24 protein-coding genes are annotated in these 22,942 nt (G+C 69.9%); 12 read left to right on the top strand and 12 right to left on the bottom strand.

The features are described from left to right. Nucleotides 1-126: 126 nt before the first annotated feature. The 8 genes from J2851_RS02050 to ubiT all read right to left on the bottom strand — a co-directional run bounded on the left by J2851_RS02050 (nt 127) and on the right by ubiT (nt 4,130). On the bottom strand, nt 127-513 hold the full coding sequence (locus J2851_RS02050) for a hypothetical protein (protein ID WP_209763054.1): 387 nt from the start codon (nt 511-513) through the stop codon (nt 127-129). Beyond that, nucleotides 513-737 (bottom strand): hypothetical protein, encoded by a 225-nt coding sequence (locus J2851_RS02045; protein WP_209763052.1) that lies wholly within the window; start codon nt 735-737, stop codon nt 513-515. Before J2851_RS02045 ends, J2851_RS02050 begins: the two co-directional genes overlap by 1 nt. A 48-nt stretch (nt 738-785) precedes the next feature. Next, on the bottom strand, nt 786-971 hold the full coding sequence (locus tag J2851_RS02040) for a hypothetical protein (protein WP_209763050.1): 186 nt from the start codon (nt 969-971) through the stop codon (nt 786-788). A 225-nt stretch (nt 972-1,196) separates the two neighbouring features. Further along, complete coding sequence (locus J2851_RS02035) at nt 1,197-1,373, bottom strand: hypothetical protein (protein ID WP_209763048.1); 177 nt, start codon at nt 1,371-1,373, stop codon at nt 1,197-1,199. Nucleotides 1,374-1,399: 26 nt separating this feature from the next. Beyond that, entirely contained in the window at nt 1,400-1,561 is a 162-nt protein-coding gene (locus tag J2851_RS02030) for a hypothetical protein (protein ID WP_209763046.1), read from the bottom strand. A 17-nt stretch (nt 1,562-1,578) separates the two neighbouring features. Further along, entirely contained in the window at nt 1,579-2,505 is a 927-nt protein-coding gene (gene ubiV, locus J2851_RS02025; protein WP_209763044.1) for a ubiquinone anaerobic biosynthesis protein UbiV, read from the bottom strand. Between the two features lie 13 nt (nt 2,506-2,518). Beyond that, nucleotides 2,519-3,517 (bottom strand): ubiquinone anaerobic biosynthesis protein UbiU, encoded by a 999-nt coding sequence (gene ubiU / locus J2851_RS02020; protein ID WP_209763041.1) that lies wholly within the window; start codon nt 3,515-3,517, stop codon nt 2,519-2,521. Between the two features lies 1 nt (nt 3,518). Beyond that, complete coding sequence (gene ubiT, locus J2851_RS02015) at nt 3,519-4,130, bottom strand: ubiquinone anaerobic biosynthesis accessory factor UbiT (RefSeq protein WP_209763039.1); 612 nt, start codon at nt 4,128-4,130, stop codon at nt 3,519-3,521. Nucleotides 4,131-4,473: 343 nt separating this feature from the next. Between ubiT and tcuA the strand changes: the two genes are divergently transcribed. Both tcuA and tcuB read left to right on the top strand, forming a co-directional pair. Continuing rightward, nucleotides 4,474-5,835, top strand: a complete 1,362-nt coding sequence (tcuA, locus tag J2851_RS02010) for an FAD-dependent tricarballylate dehydrogenase TcuA (protein WP_209763037.1) — start codon at nt 4,474-4,476, stop codon at nt 5,833-5,835. After that, a complete protein-coding gene (gene tcuB / locus J2851_RS02005; protein WP_209763035.1) occupies nt 5,822-6,931 on the top strand; it encodes a tricarballylate utilization 4Fe-4S protein TcuB in 1,110 nt (369 codons plus the stop codon). The genes tcuA and tcuB overlap by 14 nt, the downstream gene beginning before the upstream one ends. A 2-nt stretch (nt 6,932-6,933) precedes the next feature. Here tcuB and J2851_RS02000 read toward each other — a convergent pair whose 3' ends face one another. The 3 genes from J2851_RS02000 to J2851_RS01990 are packed head-to-tail and all read right to left on the bottom strand — an operon-like array spanning nt 6,934 to nt 9,335. Further along, nucleotides 6,934-7,098, bottom strand: coding sequence for a FeoB-associated Cys-rich membrane protein (locus J2851_RS02000; RefSeq protein WP_209763033.1), 165 nt, complete (start codon nt 7,096-7,098; stop codon nt 6,934-6,936). A gap of 14 nt (nt 7,099-7,112) precedes the next feature. Continuing rightward, nucleotides 7,113-9,011 carry a ferrous iron transporter B gene (gene feoB / locus J2851_RS01995; protein WP_209763031.1) on the bottom strand — a complete coding sequence of 633 codons (1,899 nt, stop codon included), beginning with the start codon at nt 9,009-9,011 and terminating at the stop codon, nt 7,113-7,115. Between the two features lie 39 nt (nt 9,012-9,050). Further along, the gene (locus tag J2851_RS01990) at nt 9,051-9,335 is read right to left on the bottom strand and encodes a FeoA family protein (protein ID WP_209763029.1); all 285 of its coding nucleotides are present in this window, start codon (nt 9,333-9,335) and stop codon (nt 9,051-9,053) included. 649 nt (nt 9,336-9,984) lie between these two features. On the opposite strand from J2851_RS01990, the gene J2851_RS36645 reads away from it, so the two are divergent. From J2851_RS36645 to J2851_RS01950, 8 genes are all read left to right on the top strand, one after another. Beyond that, entirely contained in the window at nt 9,985-10,374 is a 390-nt protein-coding gene (locus J2851_RS36645; protein ID WP_370881305.1) for a 2-oxoacid:acceptor oxidoreductase family protein, read from the top strand. A gap of 158 nt (nt 10,375-10,532) precedes the next feature. Beyond that, nucleotides 10,533-12,212: a putative transporter gene (locus tag J2851_RS01980; RefSeq protein ID WP_246500348.1), complete on the top strand. Its 1,680-nt coding sequence runs from the start codon at nt 10,533-10,535 to the stop codon at nt 12,210-12,212. 778 nt (nt 12,213-12,990) lie between these two features. Continuing rightward, on the top strand, nt 12,991-13,095 hold the full coding sequence (gene kdpF, locus J2851_RS01975) for a K(+)-transporting ATPase subunit F (RefSeq protein ID WP_209763026.1): 105 nt from the start codon (nt 12,991-12,993) through the stop codon (nt 13,093-13,095). Nucleotides 13,096-13,105: 10 nt separating this feature from the next. Continuing rightward, complete coding sequence (kdpA, locus tag J2851_RS01970; RefSeq protein WP_209763024.1) at nt 13,106-14,815, top strand: potassium-transporting ATPase subunit KdpA; 1,710 nt, start codon at nt 13,106-13,108, stop codon at nt 14,813-14,815. A 16-nt stretch (nt 14,816-14,831) separates the two neighbouring features. After that, a complete protein-coding gene (gene kdpB, locus J2851_RS01965) occupies nt 14,832-16,967 on the top strand; it encodes a potassium-transporting ATPase subunit KdpB (RefSeq protein ID WP_209763022.1) in 2,136 nt (711 codons plus the stop codon). 25 nt (nt 16,968-16,992) lie between these two features. Further along, nucleotides 16,993-17,601, top strand: coding sequence for a K(+)-transporting ATPase subunit C (locus J2851_RS01960; RefSeq protein ID WP_209763020.1), 609 nt, complete (start codon nt 16,993-16,995; stop codon nt 17,599-17,601). 167 nt (nt 17,602-17,768) lie between these two features. After that, nucleotides 17,769-20,480 carry a sensor histidine kinase gene (locus J2851_RS01955; RefSeq protein WP_209763017.1) on the top strand — a complete coding sequence of 904 codons (2,712 nt, stop codon included), beginning with the start codon at nt 17,769-17,771 and terminating at the stop codon, nt 20,478-20,480. Continuing rightward, a complete protein-coding gene (locus tag J2851_RS01950; RefSeq protein ID WP_281415951.1) occupies nt 20,477-21,175 on the top strand; it encodes a response regulator in 699 nt (232 codons plus the stop codon). Before J2851_RS01955 ends, J2851_RS01950 begins: the two co-directional genes overlap by 4 nt. Nucleotides 21,176-21,280: 105 nt before the next feature. Here the strand turns inward: J2851_RS01950 and J2851_RS01945 are convergent, their stop codons facing one another. Then, nucleotides 21,281-21,454: a YdcH family protein gene (locus tag J2851_RS01945; RefSeq protein ID WP_209763015.1), complete on the bottom strand. Its 174-nt coding sequence runs from the start codon at nt 21,452-21,454 to the stop codon at nt 21,281-21,283. A gap of 184 nt (nt 21,455-21,638) precedes the next feature. Here J2851_RS01945 and J2851_RS01940 point away from each other — a divergent pair, with 184 nt between their 5' ends. Together J2851_RS01940 and J2851_RS01935 are read left to right on the top strand one after the other, a co-directional pair. Continuing rightward, on the top strand, nt 21,639-22,238 hold the full coding sequence (locus tag J2851_RS01940; RefSeq protein ID WP_209763013.1) for an Hsp20/alpha crystallin family protein: 600 nt from the start codon (nt 21,639-21,641) through the stop codon (nt 22,236-22,238). 138 nt (nt 22,239-22,376) lie between these two features. Continuing rightward, complete coding sequence (locus J2851_RS01935) at nt 22,377-22,937, top strand: cytochrome b (protein WP_209763011.1); 561 nt, start codon at nt 22,377-22,379, stop codon at nt 22,935-22,937. Nucleotides 22,938-22,942 lie beyond the last annotated feature (5 nt).

The following is a 22,942-nucleotide window of genomic DNA, read 5'->3' as shown; positions in this document are numbered from 1 at the left end:
GCTTGAGGGCTGTGACGGCCGAATGGGCTTCAAAGGATAACCGAACGAAAAAAGCTATACTAGTATATCACATTCGATGCAAGCCCATTTTGCACGGGCTAACGAAAATGTGTGCGGTCGGACGGGTCAGTTCGTGCCGCCGCCGAAGCCGCGCGGCGGGGTGGTGCGCAGCGCGTGGATGCGGTCGCGTTCTTCCAGGAAGAGCGCCGTCCAGCGCGGCTCGTTGGCGCGCAGGTCGTCGAGCAGACGGCCCGCCTCGGCCAGCGCGTCGGCCGACGGGGCTCCGGAGGCCAGCAGCTGCATGCGGGCGTCGATGTAGGTCAGGGTGCCGGCGATCGCGGCGGCGGTTTCCGGATAGTCGCTCCGGTAGCCGATCGGGCCGGCGAGGATCGTGTAGGCCGCCAGCTCCGTCTCGCAGGACGCGCGGACCCGGTCGAGCGTTTCGGCCAGCCTGACCAGCAGGCGTTCCCAGCGCTTCTGTTCGACGGTGTCGAATCCGATGACCTCGCCCATCAGCGCGGATCCCCAAATTCCGGACTTACGATGCCCAAAATGCGAACCATCTGGCTCATGACACGGCTGTGCTCCTGTTGCAAGCGGCTGTAGGCCAGAAGTAGGTCCCGGCAGACCGGCTCCCAGCCGTCGCTGGGCGTTTCGCCCGCGGCCAGCCGCTCCAGCCACCGTTCGGCGTCGAAGGTGTCCAAGGCGTCGCCATTCGTTTCCATCGGCTTCATCATGGGACCTCGCGTGCTGGTCGTGTGACTACGGTTGCGGCGTGCGGCCGCTCAGTTGACGCGGCGCGCGAGGTGCGTCGGCGCGATCGTCAGCACGGTGCGGAACTCGTTCCAGTTCGGGTCCACGCCTTCGACGAAGAAGCGGCGGCCGTCGCTGGTGATGTGGGCGGACTGGTCCAGCGCGTAGGTCTGGTCGCTGGCGGTCTGCACGGCTTGGTCAAGGGTGTTGAACGACATGATCTTTGCCATCGTGTGAGGGTTCGGCCGGTCCTTCGCTCCCAAGGCGCATCAGCAAGGGGTGCACGGGGGAAGGGGCCGTGGGAAAAGGGGGATCGGCGTGATCCGCGTCGCTGGGCGGGCGTGTGTCGGCCCGGGCAGCGGCTGTTGTGGTCATACCAGTTTCGGTGGGACGGGCCCTGTGAGGAATCCGGTCTGCGTCGAGTTGCCGCGGTGTCCCGGCGACTATCCGGAAATCACCAGAAGCGCCCCGTAGGCCGAAATGTGCATTTCGGCCCGGACGAGCTTGCCGTCGACGCCTTTCCACCAGCGTCCCGGTGCTTCGAGGAACTTGAACCCGTTGCGCTGCAGGAACGGGATCGCGTCCTGCGCGCTCAGGAAGTGCATCGTTTCTATGGACATGACTGCGTCTCGGCCGGCCATCCCCGTCAGAGGAGGGCGAGCAGCATCCCGAGAAGGGCGGCGATGACGACGAGGAAGATCGGATCGCCGGTGTGGAGCGCGGCTTCGATGCGCCGCAGGAGAAACGCCTTGTTCGGGCCTTTGCCGTGCGTCGGATCGGGGCGGAAGGGATAGGGATAGTAGTGCATGATTCAGACCTTTTCGTTCAGGGATGGGCCGCACCGACCCAGTCGGCGCCGGGCCGGTCGAGAAGGAAGCCGTTGGTGATGCCGGCCTCCCCGACGCGCTCCGCCACGCGGGCGTCCGCGTCGGCGCCGGACAGGGCACCGTCGAGCACGGCGCGGAAGAGGCGCGCGACCTCCACCATGTCGACCGCGTGGGGCGACAGGCGGAAGCGGGACACGCCCAGGCTCCGCAAGCCGTCCAGCCGGTCGGCGAGGGAGAGATAGCGGCGCGACAGCGTTTGCAGGCCGTTGACGGCCAGGAAGGGTTCGCCGTCCAGCGTGTCGACGGGAAGGCCGTCGGCGTCCTGCCCGCAGACGAACTGGCAGCCGTCCTTGTACAGCCCGTGCGACCGCGCGTGGTAGCAGCGGGCCGAGATGGCGAGCGGGATGCGGCCGAAGACCTGGACCTCCACCGCCACGCCGAGCGGGGCCGCCGCGGCGGCGATGGCGCGGATGGAGGCCTCCGGCAGTTCGGCGGGCAGCGTCACCGACGTGGCGCCGCGCCCGGCCAGCCACGCCAGGGTGCCCTCGTTGTAGACGTTGACGTACGGCCCGACCGCGTGCGGGCGCCCGGCGAGGTGGAGCAGGGCGCCAGTGTCGTTCGCCTCGAACGCGACGCCGTCCATGGACAGCAACTCGCGGACAGCCGCCCGCTCCTTGTCGGTCGTCACCAGGATCGGGGTTGACAGCAGGACGCGCTTGCCCGCGGCGGTCAGCCGCTCGATCACGTCGGGCAGGTGGTCGGCGAAGAAGGGCGCGCGCTTGGAGCAGACGATCTCGCCCAGATGGACGGAGTCCACCGGCGCCTCGTCGGCAATGCGTGCGTAGAAGTCGTGCCAGGCGGCGAGCGGCCAGTTGAACAGCAGGGGGCCCAGGGTCAGCTGTGCGTCGTTCATGGTGGCGGTCATCTCAGGGGCTCCTTCAACGCCAGCCGCGGGTGTAGGCACCGGTGGTGTCGCGCCGGCCTTCGATGACGTCGGCGAGCGTTGGGGCCAATTGCGGCACCTCGGCCCGGCCGGTGCGGTCGAAGCTGTCCAGCGCCTGGCGGTAGGCGCCGACGACGGCGGCGATGTAGGCCTTGCCGCGCTGCCGCCCCTCGATCTTCAGCGCGCGGACGCCCGCGGCCTTCAACTCCGGCAGCAGGGCGATGGCGTTCAGGCTGGTCGGCTCCTCGAACAGGTAGGAGGCTTGGCCGCGCGCGACGAAGCGGCCCTTGCACAGGGTCGGGTAGCCCGCGGGCTCGCCATCCTCGAAGCGGTTGATGGTGAAGTCGCCGAGCCGCGACACCAGGGTCGTGCCGCGCGGCTCGTACCGGACATGGCTGGCCGGGGAGCAGACGCCCTGCCGGTTCGGCGACTGGCCGGTCGCGTAGGACGACAGGGAGCAGCGCCCCTCCGCCATGGGGCAGAGGCCGCCGAAGACGAAGACCTCCGTCTCCACGCCGGTCTCCGCGGTCAGCCGGGCGATGTCCGGCACCGTCAGCACGCGCGGCAGCACCACGCGGCGGACGCCGAAGACGTCGCGGTAGAGCGTCACGGCGTCGGCGTTGGCGGCCGATGCCTGCACCGACAGATGCAGCTTCAGGCGCGGGTGCCGGCGCGCGGCGTAGTCGAGCAGCCCATAGTCGGCGAGGATCACCGCGTCGGCGCCGAGCGACGCCGCCTGGTCCACCGCCTGGTGCCAGGGGCCGGGGTTGCCGGCCGTGGGGTAGGTGTTGATCGCGATGAACAGCTTGCGCCCGCGGCCGTGGGCGTAGGCGATGCCCTCCGCCATCTCCCGGACGGAGAAGTTGAGGCCGGGGAAGTTGCGCGCGTTGGTCGCGTCGCGGAACCCGCAATAGACGGCGTCGGCCCCGGCATCGACGGCGGCGCGCAGGGCGGCCGGCGTGCCGGCCGGGCAGATCAGTTCGAAGTGGGCCACGTCACGGCTCCCGGGATTCGACGCGGGATTCGACGCGGGCGACGCGGCGTTCCAGCGCGTCGAGGCGCCGGGCCTCGGGGCGCAGAAGGGCCGACCGCAGGCCACTCAGCGTTTCGGCAACACGGGCGGCGGTTTGGGCGGCGTGCTGGCGGGCCTTGGGGCCGAAGCGGCCGATGGGGCCGGCGGCGGCGTCGATCTCGGCGAGGAGGTCGATGTCCTCGCCGTCCAGGGCGTTGCGCAGGGCGACCACCAGCGCGGTGTCGCCGGCGATGGTCAGGTCGCGCCGGAAGAACAGCGCGTCGCCGTCGATCCGCCCCTCCGCAAGGTCGAGCAGGGCGCCGAAGCGTCCGCGCACCATGGCGTCCGCGGTGGTGGCGGCGGCATCGCACAGGCGCAGGCGCAGCCCGCCGGGGCCGAGGCGGAGCAGCAGGCCTGAGGGCAGGTCCGTCGGATCGACCAGCACGGTGGCGGCGGGCAATTCCGCCAACGCCTCCGCCGCGCGGGGATGGCGCCGGGCGAAGACCTGGGACAGCCGGTCGAGGACGGGGTTGCCGAGGCGCGGGCCGGCCACGCGGGCCAGCCGCAGGGCAAGCGCCGCGACGGCCGTTTCCAACGGGCGTCCGGAGCGGGAAGGGCCCGCGGCCTCGTCATGGCTCTGTATCAACATCGTGGGTCCTTTTGCGCTTGCGGGGCGTCGGAGGACGCGAGGGCCGCCGGGCGCGCAGTCGCGGGCGGAACAAGTTACGGGCGGAACACAGGGCTGCGGTGTGCAGGCGATGGCGGTTCCGCTCGACGTAGGCGGGGACTAATATATCAGTGCATCGGCGTCGAGGGGGACGCGTTAAGGTGTCGCAGGGGGGCGCGGGGAATGTTCCCCGTCCCGGCCGCGGCGATGGTGCATAAAGCGCATCCCCCCGGCGCGGGCCGTCCGCGCCTTCCGGTTCGATGAGCATACCGTGCGCCGTTGCGATGTCGTGGTGGTGGGCGGCGGGGCCGCCGCGCTGTGCGCCGCCATCGCCGCCCGGCGGTCGGGCGCCTCCGTCCTGCTGCTGGAAAGCGCGCCGAAGGATCTTCGCGGCGGCAACGCCCGGCATTCCCGCAACTTCCGGATCATGCACGACGGGCCGACGCCCTTCATCCAGGGGCGCTACGACGCCGACGACTACCGGTCCGACCTGCGCCGCGTGACCGGCGGGCGGATGGACGAGACGGTGGCGGACCGGCTGATCGGCGACTCCGCCGGGATCGTCGGCTGGCTGGAGGAGAACGGTGTCCGCTTCCAGGACGCGGGCGACGGGAACCTGCCCTTTTCCCGCAAGACGGCCTTCTTCCTGGGCGGCGGGAAGTCGCTGGTGAACGCGCTGTACGCGACGGCCGGGCGGCTCGGCGTCGAGGTCCGCTACGACAGCGAGGTGCGCCGGCTGGAACCGGGCGACGGGTGGGCGCCGTCGGTCACCGTGCGTTGCCAGGGGGGCGAACAGGTCCTGTGCGCAGGGGCCGTGGTGGCCGCGTCCGGCGGGTTCCAGGCCAACCGGGACTGGCTGCGGGAGTGTTGGGGCGCGGTTGCGGACCAGATCGTGACGCGCGGGACGCCCCACGCCACGGGGACGGTGCTTAAGGGCCTGCTGGACCTCGGGGCCGCGCCGGTCGGGGATGCGGGGTATGGGCACATGGTGGCGGTGGACGCGCGGTCGCCACGCTTTGATGGGGGGATCGTCACGCGGCTGGATGGGCTTGCGCAGGGGATCGTGGTGGACCGCGATGGATGCCGCTTCGCGGACGAGGGGTCGGACATCGGGCCGACGCGCTTCTCCGTCTGGGGCGACCGCATCGCGCGCTGTCCGGGGGGAGTGGCCTTTTCGATCTTCGATTCGGCGATCGAGCGGCGCTTCCGCCCGTCGATCTTTCCGACAATCCGCGCCGGGAGCGTCGGGGACTTGGCGGTGGCGCTGGGGATCGCACCGGAGGCATTGGAGCGGACGGTGAGCGCCTACAACGCCGCCATTCGAACCAGCGGCGGGAATACGGAGGGGCTCGACCCGCCGAAGAGCCGGGTGGCCGCGCCCATCGCCGTGCCACCCTTCGGCGCCTATCCGGTGCGGGCGGGGCTGACGTCTACCCATCTCGGCGTCCGCGTGGACGAGCGGGCGCGGGTGCTGGACCGGGACGGGATCCCGTTGGACGGGATCTTCGCCGCGGGCGTGATCATGGCGCCCAACGTCATCGGCCGGGGTTACCTTGCCGGCATCGCCATGACCATCGGCGCCGTCTTCGGGCGCATCGCGGGGCGGGAGGCCGCGGCCCATGCGCTGCGATGACGCCTCCGCCATGTGGGACCAGGCCCGCCGGGCGCTGGAGATCTGCAACGCCTGCCAGTTCTGCGACGGCTATTGCGCGCTGTTCGGGGCGCTGAAGGCGCGGCGGGATCTGTCCCTGGTGGACTTGGCGTTCCTGTCCAACCTCTGCCACAACTGCCGGGCCTGCCACCACGCCTGCCAGTACGCCCCGCCGCACGCCTTCCAGCTGAACCTGCCGCGCAGCCTCAGCCGCGTCCGGCACGGCACCTACCAGGACCATGCCTGGCCCCGGCCGCTGGGGCGGCTGTTCCAGAAAAATGAGCGGTTTGTCCTGGCCGTCACGCTGATTGCGGTGGCGGCGTGCCTGGCGCTTGGGATGTTGTGGGTGCCGCGGGAGGCGCTGCTGGGCGTCGGCGCGGAGCCGAAGGCCTTCTACCGGGTCGTGCCCTGGGGCGTCATCGCGGGAAGCGCCGGGGTAACGGCGGGCTGGTCGCTGCTGGCGATCGGGATGGCGGTGCGGTCCTATTGGCGCAGTCTTGGGCCGGTGCCGGGCGGTGCCCGGTGGCTGCCGGCGCTGCGCGACGCCCTGCGCGATGCGGTAACGTTGCGGAACCTCGGCGGCGGGGCGGGGTGCAGCGACCGGGATGAGCGCCTCTCGCGGGCGCGGAGGCGGTTCCATCACGCCATGGCCTATGGCGTGGCGGCCTGCTTCGCGGCGACGGCGGTGGCGACGGTGTTCGACCACGCGCTGGGCTGGGCGGCGCCGTACCCGCTGCTCAGCGCGCCGGTGCTGCTGGGAACGCTGGGCGGGGTGGGCATCCTGGTCGGGACCGCCGGGCTGGCGTGGCTGAAGCGCGGCGCCGATCCGGAACCCCTGGCGCCGGAACTGGCCGGGGCCGACTTGGCGCTGCTCGCCCAGCTGTTCCTGGTGTCGGCCAGCGGGCTGGCCTTGCTGGCGGTGCGGGAGACGGCGGCGATGGGGCCGCTGCTGCTGGTCCATCTGGGCAGCGTGCTGGGATTCTTCGCGACGCTGCCCTACGGCAAGTTCCTGCACGGCCCCTTCCGCGTCGCCGCCCTGCTGCGGGCGGCGCTGGAGCGGCATGCGGCCGATCGCTGAAATCAGTGGCAGCCGCCCCCGCCGTTCGGGCCGCAGCCGGTGCAGCGGCCACAGGGGTTCGGCGCCGGATCCGGCTTCGTTGTTCGCCGGAGGGTCGGTAGGAAGCGCCGCGCGAGCCAGCCCGCGGCCAGCGCGACGATCAGGTACACGATCAGGTCTTGTCCCATGGCTGTCCCCTCCGTCACAGAAGGCCGGAGGCGACGCGGAAGACCACGAAGGCCGCGCCGTAGGCGAGCGCGATCATGTAGGCGAACATCACGGCCGGCCAGAACCAGCCGTTCGTCTCGCGCCGCACGACCGACAGGGTCGCGAGGCATTGCGGGGCGAAGACGTACCAGGCGAGCAGGGCGAGCGCGGTCGGCAGGCTCCAGGATTCCGCTAGCGCGCCGGCGAGGGAGGCGTGCAGCGCCTCGCCGCTGCCGCTCAGCGCGTAGATGGTGCCCAGCACGCCCACCGCGACCTCCCGCGCCGCGATTCCCGGCACCAGCGCCACGGCGATCTGCCAGGGGAAGCCGATGGGGGCCAGCAGCGGCTCCAGCGCGTGGCCGATCATGCCGGCGGCGGAGTAGTGGATGGCCGGCTCCGTCGCGTCCGCCGGGGCGCCGGGGAAGCTGGCGAGGAACCACATGACGATCATCAGCGCGAAGATCGTCGTGCCGGCCCGCGTCAGGAAGACCTTCGCCCGCTCGAACAGGCCGAGTGCGATGTCGCGCGGGTTGGGCAGGCGATAGGCCGGAAGCTCCATCAGCAGCGGCTCGCGCGCGCCTTTGAAGACGGTGCGCTTCAGGACGAAGGCCACGGACAGGGCCGACAGGATGCCCGCCGCGTAGAGCGCGAACATGACCAGCCCCGGCAGCCCGACCATCCCGCCCAGCACCGGCTTGTCCGGCACGAAGGCGGCGATCAGCAGCGTGTAGACGGGCAGGCGGGCCGAGCAGGTCATCAGCGGCGCGATCATGATGGTCGCCAGCCGGTCGGCCCGGTTCTCGATGGTGCGCGCGGCCATGACGCCGGGCACCGCGCAGGCGAAGCTGGACAGCAGCGGGATGAAGGCGCGCCCGTGCAGCCCGACCCCGCCCATCAGCCGGTCCAGCAGGAAGGCGGCGCGGGCGAGATAGCCGGTCGCCTCCAGCACCAGGATGAAGAAGAACAGCACCAGGATCTGCGGCAGGAAGATGACGACGCTGCCGACGCCGGCGATGATTCCGTCGGTCAGCAGGCTGCGCAACGCGCCGTCGGGCAGGGTTGTGTCGACCCAGTCCTTCACCCCGCCGATGGCGCCGTCGATCAACTCCATCGGGGCCGCCGCCCAGGCGAACACCGCCTGGAACATCAGGAACAGGACCGCGAACAGGAAGAGCAGCCCGAAGACCGGGTGCAGCAGGATCGTGTCCACGCGCTGCGTCGCCAGCGGCGGCAGGCCGGCGTCGGTCACGCAGCGGGCGAGGATCGACTCCACCTCCTGGTGGTAGGCACGCAGGTCGCGCGAGGATGGCTCGCTCCAGGAACAAGGCTCCGCGCACTCGAATGCGGACGCGACCGTCCGGTCGATCTGGTTCAGCAGGCCGGCGACGCCACCGCTGCGGATGGCGACGGTCGGCACCACCGGCACGCCGAGCATGGCGGACAGGGTTGCCACGTCGATGCGGCAGCCGCGCTTGTCGGCCGCGTCCATCATGTTGAGCGCCAGGATGATCGGGCGGCCGAGCCGCTTCAGCTCGATCACCAGCCGCAGGTTCAGACGCAGGTTGGTGGCGTCGGCGACGCAGACCAGCGCGTCCGGCCCCTCCTCGTGCGCGAAGCGGCCGAGCACGACGTCGCGCGTCACCTCCTCGTCGGGGGAACGGGCGCGCAGGCTGTAGGTGCCGGGCAGATCGATCACCTGCACGCGGCGGCCGAGCGGGCTGACGGCGTGGCCGGTCTTCCGCTCCACCGTCACGCCTGGGTAGTTCGCCACCTTCTGGCGGGAGCCGGTGAGCGCGTTGAACAGCGCGGTCTTGCCGCAGTTGGGGTTGCCGACCAGCGCGATGCGCGGCGGCTCGATGCGCGGAGGTTGGGCGGCGGATGCCTGGACCGACATGGCCGGTCTCCTTGAATTTTCGGGGTGTGTGGCCGGGCCTCAGGCCAGGGGGGCCACGCGCACGGCGCGGGCCTCGGCCCGGCGGAGCGCCAGGGTGTGCTCGTTGACGCGGATGGCGATGGGATCGCGGCCGGGGAACCCTTCGTGCAGGATCACCACGCGGGAACCTTCGACGAGGCCCATTTCGATCATGCGCCGTTCCAGTTCCCCGGCGGGCAGGGTGGTGACGACGACGGACTCATCGACGCCGGTCACGGTGGCCGGCTGGCCTTTGCGAAGCTGGTGGAGGCGGAGATCCCCATCGGACGGGGATGGGAGGGTCATGATGGCACCTGAAGACAGCCGGAGTCCGAAAGGATGGCGGACTGCCACGGCGACGGCATGGTGTTGCGAATGGTTATCAATCGTCGATAGGGCGATGTGTCGCAGGTGCCGTAGGGCACGGAAAATCAGGAAGCGCAACGCGTTGGTATCGGAAAGAGGGAGAGGCGGCCCGCTGTGGCCGCCTCTCGCCCTTGCCCTGGGAAACCCGACCTTGCTCCGTTTCCGCAATGACTGCCGCGCTCGTGGACGAAGCTTGGTATGCCCGGACTGGCCGTGAGTCCGCCGAGATTGGAGCGCTATATATACTAGTATATTAGATTGAACGTTGTTGCAAGAGGGCGAGTTGGATGCTGAGGCAATTGCGATTGCAGCGCCGGGCCTTAGCCCCTCCAACCAAGCGCGACATTTTGTCCTTTGCCGGTACGACGGTCGGATCTTCCTTGCTTGCGAATCTAATATATTAGTATGCAGGAACGGAACCGACCAACGGTTCAGGAGGAATTGCGTTCCCGGAAGACGGGCGGCCCACCGTTCGCTCCGCAGCATGGAAAAGCAATGACCGATTCCGTTCTGGAAACCCAGTTTCTGCTCCGCGCCACCCTTGTGCTCGGACTGATGACCATCGGCCTTTGGTTCGCCTGACCGTTCGGTGCTTCCGCTGTTCGATGTCCGGGCAAGGCCGACCGGTGTTTCGCGCTCGCTTGAGGACTCACGCGATGTTTCAGGTTCGCATCCATGGCCGGGGAGGGCAGGGGGTGGTGACCGCCACGCGCAGGTCTATCCCAGCTTCGGGTCGGAGCGCACCGGCGCGCCGGTCGTCTCCTTCTGCCGCATCTCCGACCGGGAGATCCGGCTGCGCGAGCCGATCATGGAGCCCGACGCGATCATCATCCAGGACCCGCGGAGCGTGCCCGCCAGCGACATGGCGCGGCTGCACGTCGGCCGGCCGCTGCCCAACGCGGCGCTGCGGCGTGTGCGCCGCGGAATGCCCGTGCGGCGCCATCGACATGGTCGCCGAGGAGGTCTGAGGCCGGCATGACACCCGAACAGTGCCGCATGGCCTGCAATCTCCTGGACTGGAGCCTGGGCGACCTTGGTCGGCGGCCGTACGCCGACGGCGTGCCTTCGAGGCGGCGGGCGTGGAATTCGTGGGTTGGGGGGTCGGGGTCCGCCTGAGCTGAATGAAGGTGAGTTGAAATGGACGTCATCACCAACCTGCTCGTCGCGATGCCGCCCATCGCGCGGGTGGTCTTCATGCTGGGCGTGGTCTCCGCGGCCGGGCTGGCGCTGGGGCACATCCGCATCCGCGGTGTGGGGCTGGGCATCGGCGGGGTGCTGTTCGCCGGCATCGCCGGCGGGCACGTCGCCAACGTGACGGGGATCAGCTTCAACGCGGAGATGATGGACTTCATCCGCGACTTCGGGCTGATCCTGTTCGTCTACACCATCGGCATCCAGGTCGGCCCCGGCTTCTTCGCGGCGTTGCGCGCGTCGGGCCTGAAGCTGAACGCGCTGGCGCTGCTGATGGTGGTGCTGAGCGTCGCGGTGTCGGCGATGCTGGCGGTCAGCGGCGCGCTGCCGCTGGGGGTGACGCTGGGCGTCTTCGCCGGCGGCGTCACCAACGCCCCGGCGCTGGCCGCCACGCAGCAGGTGCTGACGGAGGTGGGGGCGGACGCCTCGGTGATGGTTTTGCCGGGCCTCGCCTTCGCGGTGACCTATCCTTTCGGCATCGTCGGCAACTTGCTGACCATGGCGCTGGTGCGCATCGTCTTCCGCATCGACCCTCAGCGCGAGGCGCAGGCCTTCGACGCGGAGCGGCGGCGGGAACTGGCGGAGCTGCACACCATGGACGTCGCCATCCGCAACCCCAGAATCGACGGGCTGGAACTCCGCCGGTTGTCGACCCTGCCCAGCCTGGGCGTGGTCGCCTCGCGGCTGCTGCGCGACGGCACGCTGGTGGCGCCGAAGCCGGAGACGGTGTTGCAGGTGGGCGACGTCGTCCATCTCGTGGGGCCTCGCCCGAAGCTGGAGGAGCTGTGCCGGCTGCTGGGTGAAGAATCGGGCGTGACGCTGACCACCAAGGGCACCGACCTGAAGTGGGAGCGGCTGGTGGTCACCGGCAACGCGGTGCTGGGCCGGCCGATCGCCGCGCTGAACCTCCAGGGCCTCTATGGCGTGGTGGTCAGCCGGGTGAACCGGGCCGGCGTGGAGCTGGTGCCGAACGACGCGCTGAAGCTGCAATTCGGCGACATCCTGACGGTGATCGGCCGCCCGGCCGGTCTGTCGTCGGTGGCGCAGCTGATCGGCAATTCGCCGCGCCGCCTTCAGCAGGTGGAGATGGTGCCGATGTTCCTGGGCATCGCGCTGGGGGCGATCGTCGGCTCGATCCCGCTGTTCCTGCCGGGCATGCCGGCGCCGCTGCGGCTGGGGCTGGCCGGCGGGCCGCTGATCGTGGCGATCCTCCTGGCGCGGCTGGGGCACCTGGGGCCGCTGGTGTGGTTCATGCCGCCGGCCGCCAATCAGGCGCTGCGGGAGATCGGCATCGTGCTGTTCCTCGGCGTGCTGGGCATCGCGTCGGGCGCCCGCTTTGTCGACACGCTGGCGAGCGGGGCGGGGCTGCCCTGGATGGCCTGGGGCGTGCTGGTCACCGCCATTCCGCTGGTCGTCACCGGCCTGCTGGCGCGCGGCGTGCTGAAGCTGAACTTCCTGACCATCTGCGGATTGCTGACGGGGGCGCAGACCAACCCGCCGGGCCTCGCCTACGCCAACGCGGTCGCCGTGTCGGAGGCGCCGGCGCTGGCCTACGCCACCGTCTACCCGCTTGCCATGTGCCTGCGCATCCTGGCGCCGCAGATCCTCGTGCTGATGCTGTGGTGACGCGCTCCGCTCCGCCTCGACCACGGTGAGCGTTCCGTCCGCGTCCGCCGGATGGGCGCCGGCCATGCGGGCGATCGACGCGCCGCGGTTCTGCTTCAGGAACTCGACGAAGGGCTCCGGGCCGCGGCCGTCGACACGGCCGGCCCATAGCCGCGGCGTATATGCCGGCGGCCCCAGCCGCCCCATCGCTTTTATACGGCTCTCCGCCCTTTTCTTGAGGGAACGGACACCGGCGGCTTTGCACCGCCGGTCCCGTGAACCCAGGAAGGGGATGGCGACCATGCTTCCACACTCCACGGCATCGCATCGGACGAACCGCAGTGCGATCAAGGGCCAGGCTTCCGTGCTTCCCGCTTGGCCCGCAACCGGGTCCGGGACGACCGGCCCGGTGCCCACACCCGGCGACGTGTTCGGGGAGATCGGGGTCGTGGTCGCCGTCTTCCTCACCCTGGCCTGTGCGGCGACGGTGCTGCTGGACGCCTTCGGCCTCTGACCGGGGCGTCCCGGCATATACGCCGCCCATATGGCGACGCCCCGGCGCGCCACCTCGAATCTATACGCGCCGGTGGCGCATCCTCCGACCGTGACGGACGCGCGGTGCCGCGTCCGCGCTTGATCCAGTTTAACGCGCGTTCCGCCGCAGCCGCAAAGCTGTGGCTCGGGACGCCGTCAGGAGAGCAACCATGCTGGACATCATCATGCTGGCGATCACCGCGGCCTTCTTCGCCGGGGCGATCGCCTATGTGCACGCCTGCGACCGATTGTGAGGACATGAAACATGATCCTCGATTACGCGACCCTCGATTACGCGTTGGGCGGCCTCGTGGCCGCCGGCCTGCTGGCGTATCTCGTCTACGCCCTGATCCACCCGGAACGGTTCTGAGGAGCCCCCGATGACCGTCAACGGCTGGATCCTGATCCTCCTGTTCGCCGCCCTGGTCGCCGCCGTCGCGCGACCGCTCGGCGGTTTCATGACGCGCGTCTTCACCGGCGAGCGCACGCTGCTGTCGCCGGTGCTCCGCCCCGTCGAGCGCGGCCTGTACCGGCTGGCCGGCGTGGACGAAAAGACCGAGCAGCACTGGGTGACCTACGCGGTTGCCATGCTGCTGTTCAACCTCGCCGGCATGCTGCTGCTCTATGGGATGCAGCGGGTGCAGGGGCTGCTGCCCTTCAATCCGCAGGGCATGGCGGCGGTGCCCGCCGACCTCGCCTTCAACACCGCCGCCAGCTTCACGACCAACACCAACTGGCAGAACTACGGCGGCGAAGGCACGATGAGCTATTTCGTGCAGATGGCCGGGCTGACGGTGCACAACTTCGTGTCCGCCGCCACGGGCATCGCGCTGGCCGTCGCGCTGGTGCGCGGCTTCGCCCGCGCGGGCTGCCGCACGGTCGGCAACTTCTGGGTCGACCTGACGCGTTGCACGCTCTACGTCCTGCTGCCGCTGTCCTTCGTCGTTGCGCTGTTCCTGGTCTGGCAGGGCGTGCCGCAAACGCTGGGCGCCGCTGTGGACGCGACCACGCTGGAAGGCGCCAAGCAGACCATCGCGCTCGGCCCCGTCGCCTCGCAGGAGGCGATCAAGATGCTGGGCACCAACGGCGGCGGCTTCTTCAACGCCAACTCCGCCCACCCCTTCGAGAACCCGACCGCGCTGACCAACCTCATCCAGATGCTGTCCATCTTCGCGCTGGGCGCCGGGCTGACCAACCTGTTCGGCCGCATGGTCGGGGACGAGCGCCAGGGCTGGGCCATCCTGGCCGCCATGGGCGTGCTGTTCTTCCTGGGGGTGACGCTGGCCTATTGGGCGGAGGCGCAGGGAAACCCGGCGCTGACCGCGCTGGGCATCGACACGGCGGCCGGCAACATGGAGGGGAAGGAGACCCGCTTCGGCATCGCGGCATCCGCCCTGTTCGCCGTGGTGACCACCGCCGCCTCCTGCGGTGCGGTCAACGCCATGCACGACAGCTTCATGCCGCTGGGCGGCATGGTGCCGATGATCAACATGATGCTGGGCGAGATCATCATCGGCGGTGTTGGCGCTGGCCTCTACGGCATGCTGCTGTTCGCCATCATCGCCCTGTTCGTCGCCGGCCTGATGGTCGGGCGCACGCCGGAGTATCTGGGCAAGAAGCTGGAGGCGAAGGAGGTCAAGATGACCATGCTCGCCGTGCTCTGCCTGCCCGTGATGATGCTGGGCTGGACGGCCTTAGCCGTGGTGCTGGACACCGGCACGGCGAGCATGGCGAACGCCGGGCCGCACGGCTTCTCGGAAGCGCTCTACGCCTACGTCTCGGCGGCGGCGAACAATGGCAGCGCCTTCGCCGGGCTGACGGGCAACACGCTCTGGTACAACCTGACGCTCGCCGTGGGCATGCTGGTCGGGCGCTTCTTCGTGATCGTGCCGATGCTGGCCATCGCCGGATCGCTGGCCGCCAAGACGCGCGCCGCCGCGTCGGCCGGCACCTTCCCGACCCACGACACGCTGTTCGTCGGCCTGCTGGTCGGCGTGATCCTGATCGTCGGCGGCCTGACCTTCTTCCCGGCCCTCGCCCTCGGCCCCGTGGTCGAGCATCTGGCGATGAACGCCGGCACCCTCTTCTGATCGGGGCGATCCAACCATGGAATCCCAAAAGAAAACCGGCCGCCGGTCGTCGGCCTCGACCATGCTCGACCCGGCCATCCTGGTGCCGGCGCTGGGAGATTCGGTCCGTAAGCTCGACCCACGGCTGATGGTCCGCAACCCGGTCATGTTCTGTGTCGAGGCGGTGGCGGCGCTGACCACGCTGCTCCTGCTGCGCGATCTCGCGACCGGGGCCGGCAACATCGGCTTCGCGGTGCAGATCGTCGTCTGGCTGTGGTTCACGCTGCTGTTCGCGAACTTCGCGGAGGCGGTGGCGGAAGGGCGCGGCAAGGCCCAGGCGGCCAGCCTGCGCAAGACCAAGACGGAGACGAACGCCAAGCTCCTGCCAAACAACGGTGAGGGCGGCACCGACCGCTGGCAGACCGTGCCGGCCACCCGGCTGAAGACCGGCGACCTCGTGCTGGTGGAGGCCGGGGACCTGATCCCGTCGGACGGCGAGGTGGTGGAGGGCGTGGCCTCCGTCAACGAGGCGGCCATCACCGGCGAATCCGCCCCCGTGATCCGCGAGAGCGGCGGCGACCGGTCCGCGGTCACCGGCGGCACGCAAGTGATCTCCGACTGGATCAAGGTGCGCATCACCGCGGCGCCCGGCTCCACCTTCCTCGACCGCATGATCGCGCTGGTGGAAGGCGCGCAGCGGCAGAAGACGCCGAACGAGATCGCGCTGAACATCCTGCTGGCCGGCATGACGATCATCTTCGTCATCGCGGTGGCGACGATCCCCAGCTTCGTCGCCTACGCCGGCGGTTCGGTCAGCGTGCTGGTGCTGGTGGCGCTGTTCGTGACGCTGATCCCGACGACCATCGGCGCGCTGCTGTCGGCCATCGGCATCGCCGGCATGGACCGCCTCGTCCGCTTCAACGTGCTGGCCATGTCCGGCCGCGCGGTGGAGGCGGCGGGCGACGTGGACACGCTGCTGCTCGACAAGACCGGCACCATCACGCTGGGCAACCGCCAGGCGTCGGAGTTCCTGCCCGTGTCCGGCGTGGCGGAGCGCGACCTCGCCGACGCCGCGCAGCTCGCCTCCCTGGTCGACGAGACGCCGGAGGGGCGCTCCATCGTGGTGCTGGCGAAGGAGAAGTACGGAATCCGCGGCCGGGACATGGCCGACCGGCACGCGCACTTCATCCCCTTCTCGGCGCAGACCCGCATCAGCGGCATCGACGCCGACGGGTCCGCGATCCGCAAGGGGGCGGTCGATGCGGTGCTCGCCCATGTGCGGGGTGCGGGACCAACGGTCGCCGCAAGCCGCGGCGGTGCCGTCGCGGCGATCCGCCCGAACGCGCTGGCCGACGCGGCGGAACGCGAGGTGACGGCAATCGCGGAGCGCGTCGCCAAGGCCGGCGGCACGCCGCTGGCCGTCGCGCGGGACGGGCGGCTGCTCGGCGTCATCCATCTGAAGGACGTGGTCAAGGGCGGCATCCGCGAGCGCTTCGCCGCACTCCGCCAGATGGGCATCAAGACGGTGATGATCACCGGCGACAACCCGATGACCGCCGCCGCCATCGCCGCGGAGGCCGGCGTGGACGACTTTCTGGCCCAGGCGACGCCGGAGGCGAAGCTGCAGCTGATCCGCGACGAGCAGGCCAAGGGAAAGCTGGTCGCCATGTGCGGCGACGGCACCAACGACGCGCCCGCCCTGGCCCAGGCCGACGTCGGGGTGGCGATGAACACCGGCACCATGGCGGCGCGCGAGGCCGGCAACATGGTGGATCTGGACAGCGACCCGACCAAGCTGATCGAGATCGTGGAGATCGGCAAGCAGCTGCTGATGACGCGCGGCGCGCTGACCACCTTCTCCATCGCCAACGACGTGGCGAAGTACTTCGCCATCATCCCCGCCATGTTCCTGGCCTTCTACCCGCAGCTGGGCGCCCTGAACGTCATGGGGCTGGCGAGCCCGGAGAGCGCCATCCTGTCGGCGATCATCTTCAACGCGCTTGTCATCGTCGCGCTGATCCCGCTTGCCCTGCGCGGCGTGCGCTACCGCCCGGTGGGAGCGGCCAGCCTGCTGCGCCGGAACCTGCTGGTCTACGGGCTGGGCGGCATCGTCATTCCCTTTGCCGGCATCAAGGCGATCGACCTGATCGTCAACGCCATCGGCCTCGTCTGAACGGCGGACAAAAAGGACATTCGTCATGATCAAGGAACTGCGCCCCGCCTTCGTGATGATCGTAGCATTGACGGTCATCACCGGGCTCGCCTACCCGCTGGCCGTCACCGGCATTGCCCAAGCCGTGTTCCCGCATCAGGCCAACGGCAGCCTGATCGAGCGGAACGGAACGGTGATCGGGTCGGCGCTGATCGGGCAGGGCTTCACCCATGATGCCTATTTCCACCCGCGGCCCTCGGCGACCACCGGTCCGGACCCGGCCGATCCGGCCAAGTCGGTGGCCCAGCCCTACAACGCCGCCAACTCCATGGGCTCCAACCTCGGGCCCACCTCCAAGGCGTTGGCCGAGAGGGTGCAGGCTGATGCGGAGGCGCTGAAGGCGGGGAATCCCGGCGCGCCCGTGCCGGTCGACCTGGTGACCACCTCCGGCAGCGGCCTTGACCCGCACCTGTCGCCCGCCGCCGCCGACTTCCAGGTGCCGCGGGTCGCCCGGGGCCGGGGAATGACGGAGGAGGCGGTGCGGCGGGTTGTTGCGGAGCACACGGAGACGCCCGCGTTGGGGATCCTGGGCGATCCCGTGGTGAACGTGCTGCGGCTGAACCTTGCCCTGGACGAGGCTGCGGGGAAGCATTAGCTGAAGTGTAGCAACGACTTGCCCCCACCCTCCCGCTCCGCGGGTCCCTCCCTCCCCCGCTGGGCGGGGGAGGGCCTGTTTGCGGAGCCTGCGGCAGTTCCCTCCCCTGCGCAGCGGGGGAGGGTTAGGGTGGGGGCAAAACCTCCGACGAAGAAACCACACATCCCATGCCCAGCGACCGCCCCGACCCCGCCCGTCCCTCGCCCGAGGCGCTGCTGCGCCAGGCGGCGCGGGAGGAGCGTGGCCGGCTGAAGCTGTTCCTCGGCGCAGCACCCGGCGTCGGCAAGACCTACGAGATGCTGACGACCGCCCAGGCCAAGCGGCGGGACGGCGTCGACATCGTGGTCGGCGTGGTCGAGACCCACGGCCGCAAGGACACGGAAGCGCTGCTCGCCGGGCTGGAGGTGATCCCGCGCCGCCACGTCGAGTACAAGGACCGCCGGCTGGACGAGATGGACCTGGACGCCATCCTCAATCGGCGTCCGCGGGTCGTGCTGGTGGACGAGCTGGCCCACACCAACGCGCCCGGCAGCCGGCACGCCAAGCGCTATCTGGACGTCGAGGAATTGCTCGCCGCGGGGATCGACGTCTACACCACGCTGAACATCCAGCATGTGGAAAGCCTGAACGACGTCGTCGCCAAGATCACCCGCGTCCGCGTGCGGGAGACGGTGCCGGACTCCATTGTGGACCGCGCCGACGACATCGAGGTCATCGACATCACGCCGGAAGACCTGATCCAGCGCCTGAAGGAGGGGAAGGTCTATGTCCCGCGCACGGCGGAGCGGGCGATCCGGCATTACTTCTCCGCCGGCAACCTGACGGCGCTCCGCGAACTGGCGCTGCGCCTGACCGCGCAGCGGGTTGACGACCAGCTGCTGACCCACATGCAGGCCCACGCCATCGCCGGGCCCTGGGCGGCCGGGGAGCGCCTCCTGGTCTGCGTCAACGAGCATCCGAGCTGCGCCGCCGTCGTCCGCTACGCGCGCCGGCAGGCGGAGCGGCTGCGCGCCCACTGGACGGCGATCCATGTGGAGACGACCCACGCGCTGCGCCTCAGCGAGGTGGAGCGCGACCGCATCGCCGACGCGCTGCGGCTGGTGGAGAAGCTGGGCGGCGAGGCGGTGACGGTGCCGGGCCGCGACGTGGCCGACACGGTGGTGGACTACGCCCGCGCCAACAACGTCACGCACATCGTCATCGCCAAGTCGAGCCGGCCGCGCTGGGCGGAGCTTCTGCACGGGTCGGTCGCGTCCGCCCTGATCCGCCGGGCGGGCGACATCAGCGTGCACGTCATCGCCGGCGATTCCGGCGGCCCGATCCCGCCGAAGACGGTGCGGACGGCGCCGCGGCGCGCCCCGGCGGTCGAGTGGTGGCCCTACCTCGCCAGCACCGGATGGGTCGCGGCGGCGCTGGTGGTCGGCAAGGTGCTGCAACAGGTGCTGGGCCTCAGCAACGTGGCGCTGGTCTTCCTGACCGCGGTGCTGACCAGCGCCGTCACCGGCGGTCTGCTGCCCTCGCTCTACGCCAGCCTGATCAGCGTGTTGGCCTTCAACTACTTCTTCCTGCCGCCGCTCTACACCTTCACGATCACCGAGCCGGAGAACATCGTCGCGCTGTTCTTCTTCGCCGTGGTCGCGCTGATCGCCAGCAATCTGACCGCGCGCGTCCGCGCCCAGGCCGTCGCCGCGCGCCGGCGCGCCAAGACGACGGAGGATTTGTACCAGTTCAGCCGCAAGCTGGCCGGCGTCGTCACCATGGACGACCTGCTGTGGGCAACCGCCTACCAGATCGCGGCGATGCTGAAGGTGCATGTGGTCCTGCTGCTGCCGGACGGGAACAGCGTTGAGGTGCGCGCCGGCTACCCGCCGGAGGACATCCTGGAGGACGCCGACCTCGCCGCCGCGACATGGACGTGGGAAAACAACCGCCCCGCCGGACGTGGCGCCGACACGCTGCCGGGGGCCAAGTGGCTGTTCCTGCCCATGCGCACGGGACGTGGTGCCGTCGGCGTGACCGGCATCGACACCGGCCGTCCCGGCGCCCTGCTGACACCGGACGAGCGCCGCCTGCTGGACGCGCTGATCGACCAGGCGGCGCTGGCCATCGAGCGGGTCAACCTGGCGGAGGACGTGGACCGGGCGCGGCTGGCCGCGGAGACGGAGCGGCTGCGCTCAGCCCTCCTCACCTCCATCTCGCACGACCTGCGCACGCCGTTGGCCTCCATCCTCGGTTCGGCGACCAGCCTGACCAGCTACGGGCCGATGCTGGACGAGGAGTCGCGCCGGGATCTCGCCTCCACCATCCAGGAGGAGGCGGAGCGGTTGAACCGCTTCATCGCCAACCTGCTGGACATGACGCGGCTGGAGTCTGGGGCGATCCGCCCGCGCACCAGCCCGGTCGATCTGGCGGAGCTGGTGGGCAGCGCCTTGGAGCGGGCGGGCAAGATTCTGGCCGGCCACACGGTGGAGGTGGATCTGGCCGCCGACCTGCCGATGCTGGAGGTCGACTCCGTCCTGTTCGAGCAGGTGCTGTTCAATCTGCTGGACAACGCGGCGAAATACGCGCCCGCTGGGTCGCGGATCGACGTCAGGGCTCATCAGGAGAACGGCCGGGTGCGCATCGAGGTGCTGGACGAAGGGGACGGGATCCCTGGGGCTGACGTGGAGCGGATCTTCGACAAGTTCTACCGGGTCCACGCCCAGGACCGGCAGCGGGCGGGGACCGGGCTCGGCCTCGCCATCTGCCGCGGCTTCGTCGAGGCGATGGGGGGAACCATCGTCGCCGGCAACCGCACCGACCGCCGGGGCGCCGTCTTCACGCTGTCCATCCCGGCGGCGGCGGAGCTGGCGCGCATCGACGAGGAGGCTGCGGAATGAGGTCGGAGTCCATGCCGCTGCGCGTGCTCGTCGTCGATGACGAGCCGCCGTTCCGCCGCTTCCTGCGCACCAGCCTGACCGCGCAGGGCTACGACGTCACGGAGGCGGAGGACGGCGCCAAGGCGCTGGAGGAGATGCGGCGCCGGCCGCCGGACCTGCTGGTGCTGGATCTCGGCCTGCCGGCCATCGACGGGCTGGAGGTGATCCGCCGTTTGCGCGGCGACGGCGTGACGGCGCCGATCATCGTGCTGTCGAGCCGGGTGGACGAGGCCGGCAAGGTGGAGGCGCTGGACCTCGGCGCCGACGACTATGTGACCAAGCCCTTCGGCATGGACGAGCTGCTGGCCCGCATCCGCACGGCCATGCGCCACCGCCTGCAGCAGCAGGGCGAACGGCCGCTGTTCCGCAGCGGCGACCTGACGGTCGATCTGGTCCGCCGCATCGTCACGGTGCGGGGGAACGAGGTGAAGCTGTCGCCGCGGGAATACGACCTGCTGCGGCTGCTGGTTGCCCACGCCGGCAAGGTGCTGACCCACCGCTTCATCCTGAAGGAGGTCTGGGGCGGCGAGACCGACGTGCAGTACCTGCGCATCTACATCCGCCAGCTGCGCCAGAAGATCGAGCCGGACCCGGAACGGCCCTGGCACATCATGACCGAGACCGGGGTCGGCTACCGCCTGCGCGCGCCCGAATGATTCAAAACCGGAATGACCTGGGTCCGGAACGATCCGCCTGCGGAATGGCGATATGAAATGGGCCGCCCCGTCGCGGAGCGGCCCAACTTCCACGGTCGGCGCCGGTCAGTGGAGCCTTTCGTGATCGATCTGCTCCTTCACGTAGAGCTTTTCCAGCTTAAGACGCTTCAGGGTCATGTCGTCGGGTCTCGGGCGGGCATACTCGGCGTGAAGCTGGGCTTCAAGTTCGGCATGCCGATGACGCAGGGAGGCGACCGCCTCCGTTTCCGATGTCTCCATGGAAGCACCTCTGGTCTGGATGTCCAGCGGGCCTGGTTTGGCCCACCCAAGAGGTAGGACCATCCGCCGGCAAGTCCACCGGCAGCTTCGCCGCGGGGCGCTTAATCCAGGTTAACGCGCGTCCGTGGGATTGGCGCGATACCCGTTCCGGGACATCCGCCATCACAAGAAACAGGAGGACCCCATGGCTGAAGCGAACGCGACGGACAAACCCAAACAGGGCATGACGTCCACGCCGGAGGAGGGACGCAAGGACGTCGCCTCCACGGGCACCTCCACAGGCGCCGCCGCCCGCGCGATGGCCGAGCGCAACCGGCATCCCCTCCTTACCTTGCGCGACGAGTTCGACCGGCTGTTCGACGAGGCGTCGTCCATGTTCCGGTTCCCGTGGAACCGGCGCTCCCCCTTCGACCTTGAACCGCTGCTGCGCTCGGACATGGAGCGCATGGCCTTCGCACCCCCGGCCGAGGTGGAGGAGCGCGAAGGCGAATACCGGGTGACCATGGAAATGCCCGGGATGGACGAGCAATCCGTCGACATCAGCGTCCAGGACGACGTCCTGTCGATCCGGGCCGAGAAGCGCGAGGAGACGGAGGAGAAGGGCGGCAACCGCTATTTCTCCGAACGGCGCTACGGCGTCTGCGCGCGCTCCTTCCGGCTGCCCGCCAACGTGGACCAGGACCGCATCGCGGCGACGATGAAGAACGGCCTGCTGACGGTCACCCTACCGAAGGCGGAGACGAGCCGGCGGTCCGGGAAGAAGATCGAGATCGGCAAGGCGTAGGGTGGAACGCCTGGATGGCACGCTGCGGACGCTCGCCACCTTCGCAGGGTTTCAGCGACCCTCTCCCGAATAAGCCTGTGTCCGGGGCTGGTCGGTGCTCCGGCGCGGAATACATGCCCACCCGATAGGGAGGAGCCGATGCAGCGTGCCATCCACGAGCAAGGCCGGGAGTTCGACGGCTATACGACCTTTGCGGTGGGGTTGCACTGGGTCATCGTTCTGCTGCTGATCGTGCAGTACGCGATCGGCTGGACGATGCCGGACATCCGCCGCGACATGCAGCCGGAAACGCTGATCAACCTGCACCTGTCCTTCGGCGCCGTGATCCTGGCCTTGCTCCTCCTGCGGCTGGTCTGGCGGATCACCCATGCCGTTCCGCCGCCGCCCGCCGGCCTGCCCGGGTGGCAGAACGCCGCGTCGTCGGCCATCCACTGGCTTCTCTACCTGCTGCTGATCCTCGTGCCCCTGCTCGGCTGGATGAACGCGTCGGCCCGCGGCTGGTCCATCACCCTGTTCCAGGTCGTCCCGTTGTTTCCGCTGGTGGAGAAAGGATCGTCCCTCGGCCGGTCGGCGGGGGACATCCATGTGGTGCTGAGCTACGCGCTGCTGGCCGCCGCGGGGCTGCACATCCTGGGGGCGCTCTACCACCGCTTCGTGCTGCGCGACGAGGTGCTGAGCCGAATGCTGCCGGGGGCGTGAGATCG

Origin of the sequence: Azospirillum rugosum (assembly GCF_017876155.1) — a bacterium.
GTDB lineage: Bacteria > Pseudomonadota > Alphaproteobacteria > Azospirillales > Azospirillaceae > Azospirillum > Azospirillum rugosum.
Note: the sequence above shows the minus strand (reverse complement) of the source record. Positions and strands in the feature narration are given on the sequence as shown.

Bases quoted from the DNA above. Each gene is read 5' to 3' on its own strand.
- J2851_RS02050 (WP_209763054.1), bottom strand. From the start codon at position 513: ATGGGCGAGGTCATCGGATTCGACACCGTCGAACAGAAGCGCTGGGAA.
- J2851_RS02045 (WP_209763052.1), bottom strand. From the start codon at position 737: ATGATGAAGCCGATGGAAACGAATGGCGACGCCTTGGACACCTTCGAC.
- J2851_RS02040 (WP_209763050.1), bottom strand. From the start codon at position 971: ATGTCGTTCAACACCCTTGACCAAGCCGTGCAGACCGCCAGCGACCAG.
- J2851_RS02035 (WP_209763048.1), bottom strand. From the start codon at position 1,373: ATGTCCATAGAAACGATGCACTTCCTGAGCGCGCAGGACGCGATCCCG.
- J2851_RS02030 (WP_209763046.1), bottom strand. From the start codon at position 1,561: ATGCACTACTATCCCTATCCCTTCCGCCCCGATCCGACGCACGGCAAA.
- ubiV (WP_209763044.1), bottom strand. From the start codon at position 2,505: ATGACCGCCACCATGAACGACGCACAGCTGACCCTGGGCCCCCTGCTG.
- tcuB (WP_209763035.1), top strand. From the start codon at position 5,822: ATGCGCTGCGATGACGCCTCCGCCATGTGGGACCAGGCCCGCCGGGCG.
- J2851_RS02000 (WP_209763033.1), bottom strand. From the start codon at position 7,098: ATGGGACAAGACCTGATCGTGTACCTGATCGTCGCGCTGGCCGCGGGC.
- feoB (WP_209763031.1), bottom strand. From the start codon at position 9,011: ATGTCGGTCCAGGCATCCGCCGCCCAACCTCCGCGCATCGAGCCGCCG.
- J2851_RS01990 (WP_209763029.1), bottom strand. From the start codon at position 9,335: ATGACCCTCCCATCCCCGTCCGATGGGGATCTCCGCCTCCACCAGCTT.
- J2851_RS01980 (WP_246500348.1), top strand. From the start codon at position 10,533: ATGGACGTCATCACCAACCTGCTCGTCGCGATGCCGCCCATCGCGCGG.
- kdpF (WP_209763026.1), top strand. From the start codon at position 12,991: ATGATCCTCGATTACGCGACCCTCGATTACGCGTTGGGCGGCCTCGTG.
- kdpA (WP_209763024.1), top strand. From the start codon at position 13,106: ATGACCGTCAACGGCTGGATCCTGATCCTCCTGTTCGCCGCCCTGGTC.
- kdpB (WP_209763022.1), top strand. From the start codon at position 14,832: ATGGAATCCCAAAAGAAAACCGGCCGCCGGTCGTCGGCCTCGACCATG.
- J2851_RS01960 (WP_209763020.1), top strand. From the start codon at position 16,993: ATGATCAAGGAACTGCGCCCCGCCTTCGTGATGATCGTAGCATTGACG.
- J2851_RS01955 (WP_209763017.1), top strand. From the start codon at position 17,769: ATGCCCAGCGACCGCCCCGACCCCGCCCGTCCCTCGCCCGAGGCGCTG.
- J2851_RS01950 (WP_281415951.1), top strand. From the start codon at position 20,477: ATGAGGTCGGAGTCCATGCCGCTGCGCGTGCTCGTCGTCGATGACGAG.
- J2851_RS01945 (WP_209763015.1), bottom strand. From the start codon at position 21,454: ATGGAGACATCGGAAACGGAGGCGGTCGCCTCCCTGCGTCATCGGCAT.
- J2851_RS01940 (WP_209763013.1), top strand. From the start codon at position 21,639: ATGGCTGAAGCGAACGCGACGGACAAACCCAAACAGGGCATGACGTCC.
- J2851_RS01935 (WP_209763011.1), top strand. From the start codon at position 22,377: ATGCAGCGTGCCATCCACGAGCAAGGCCGGGAGTTCGACGGCTATACG.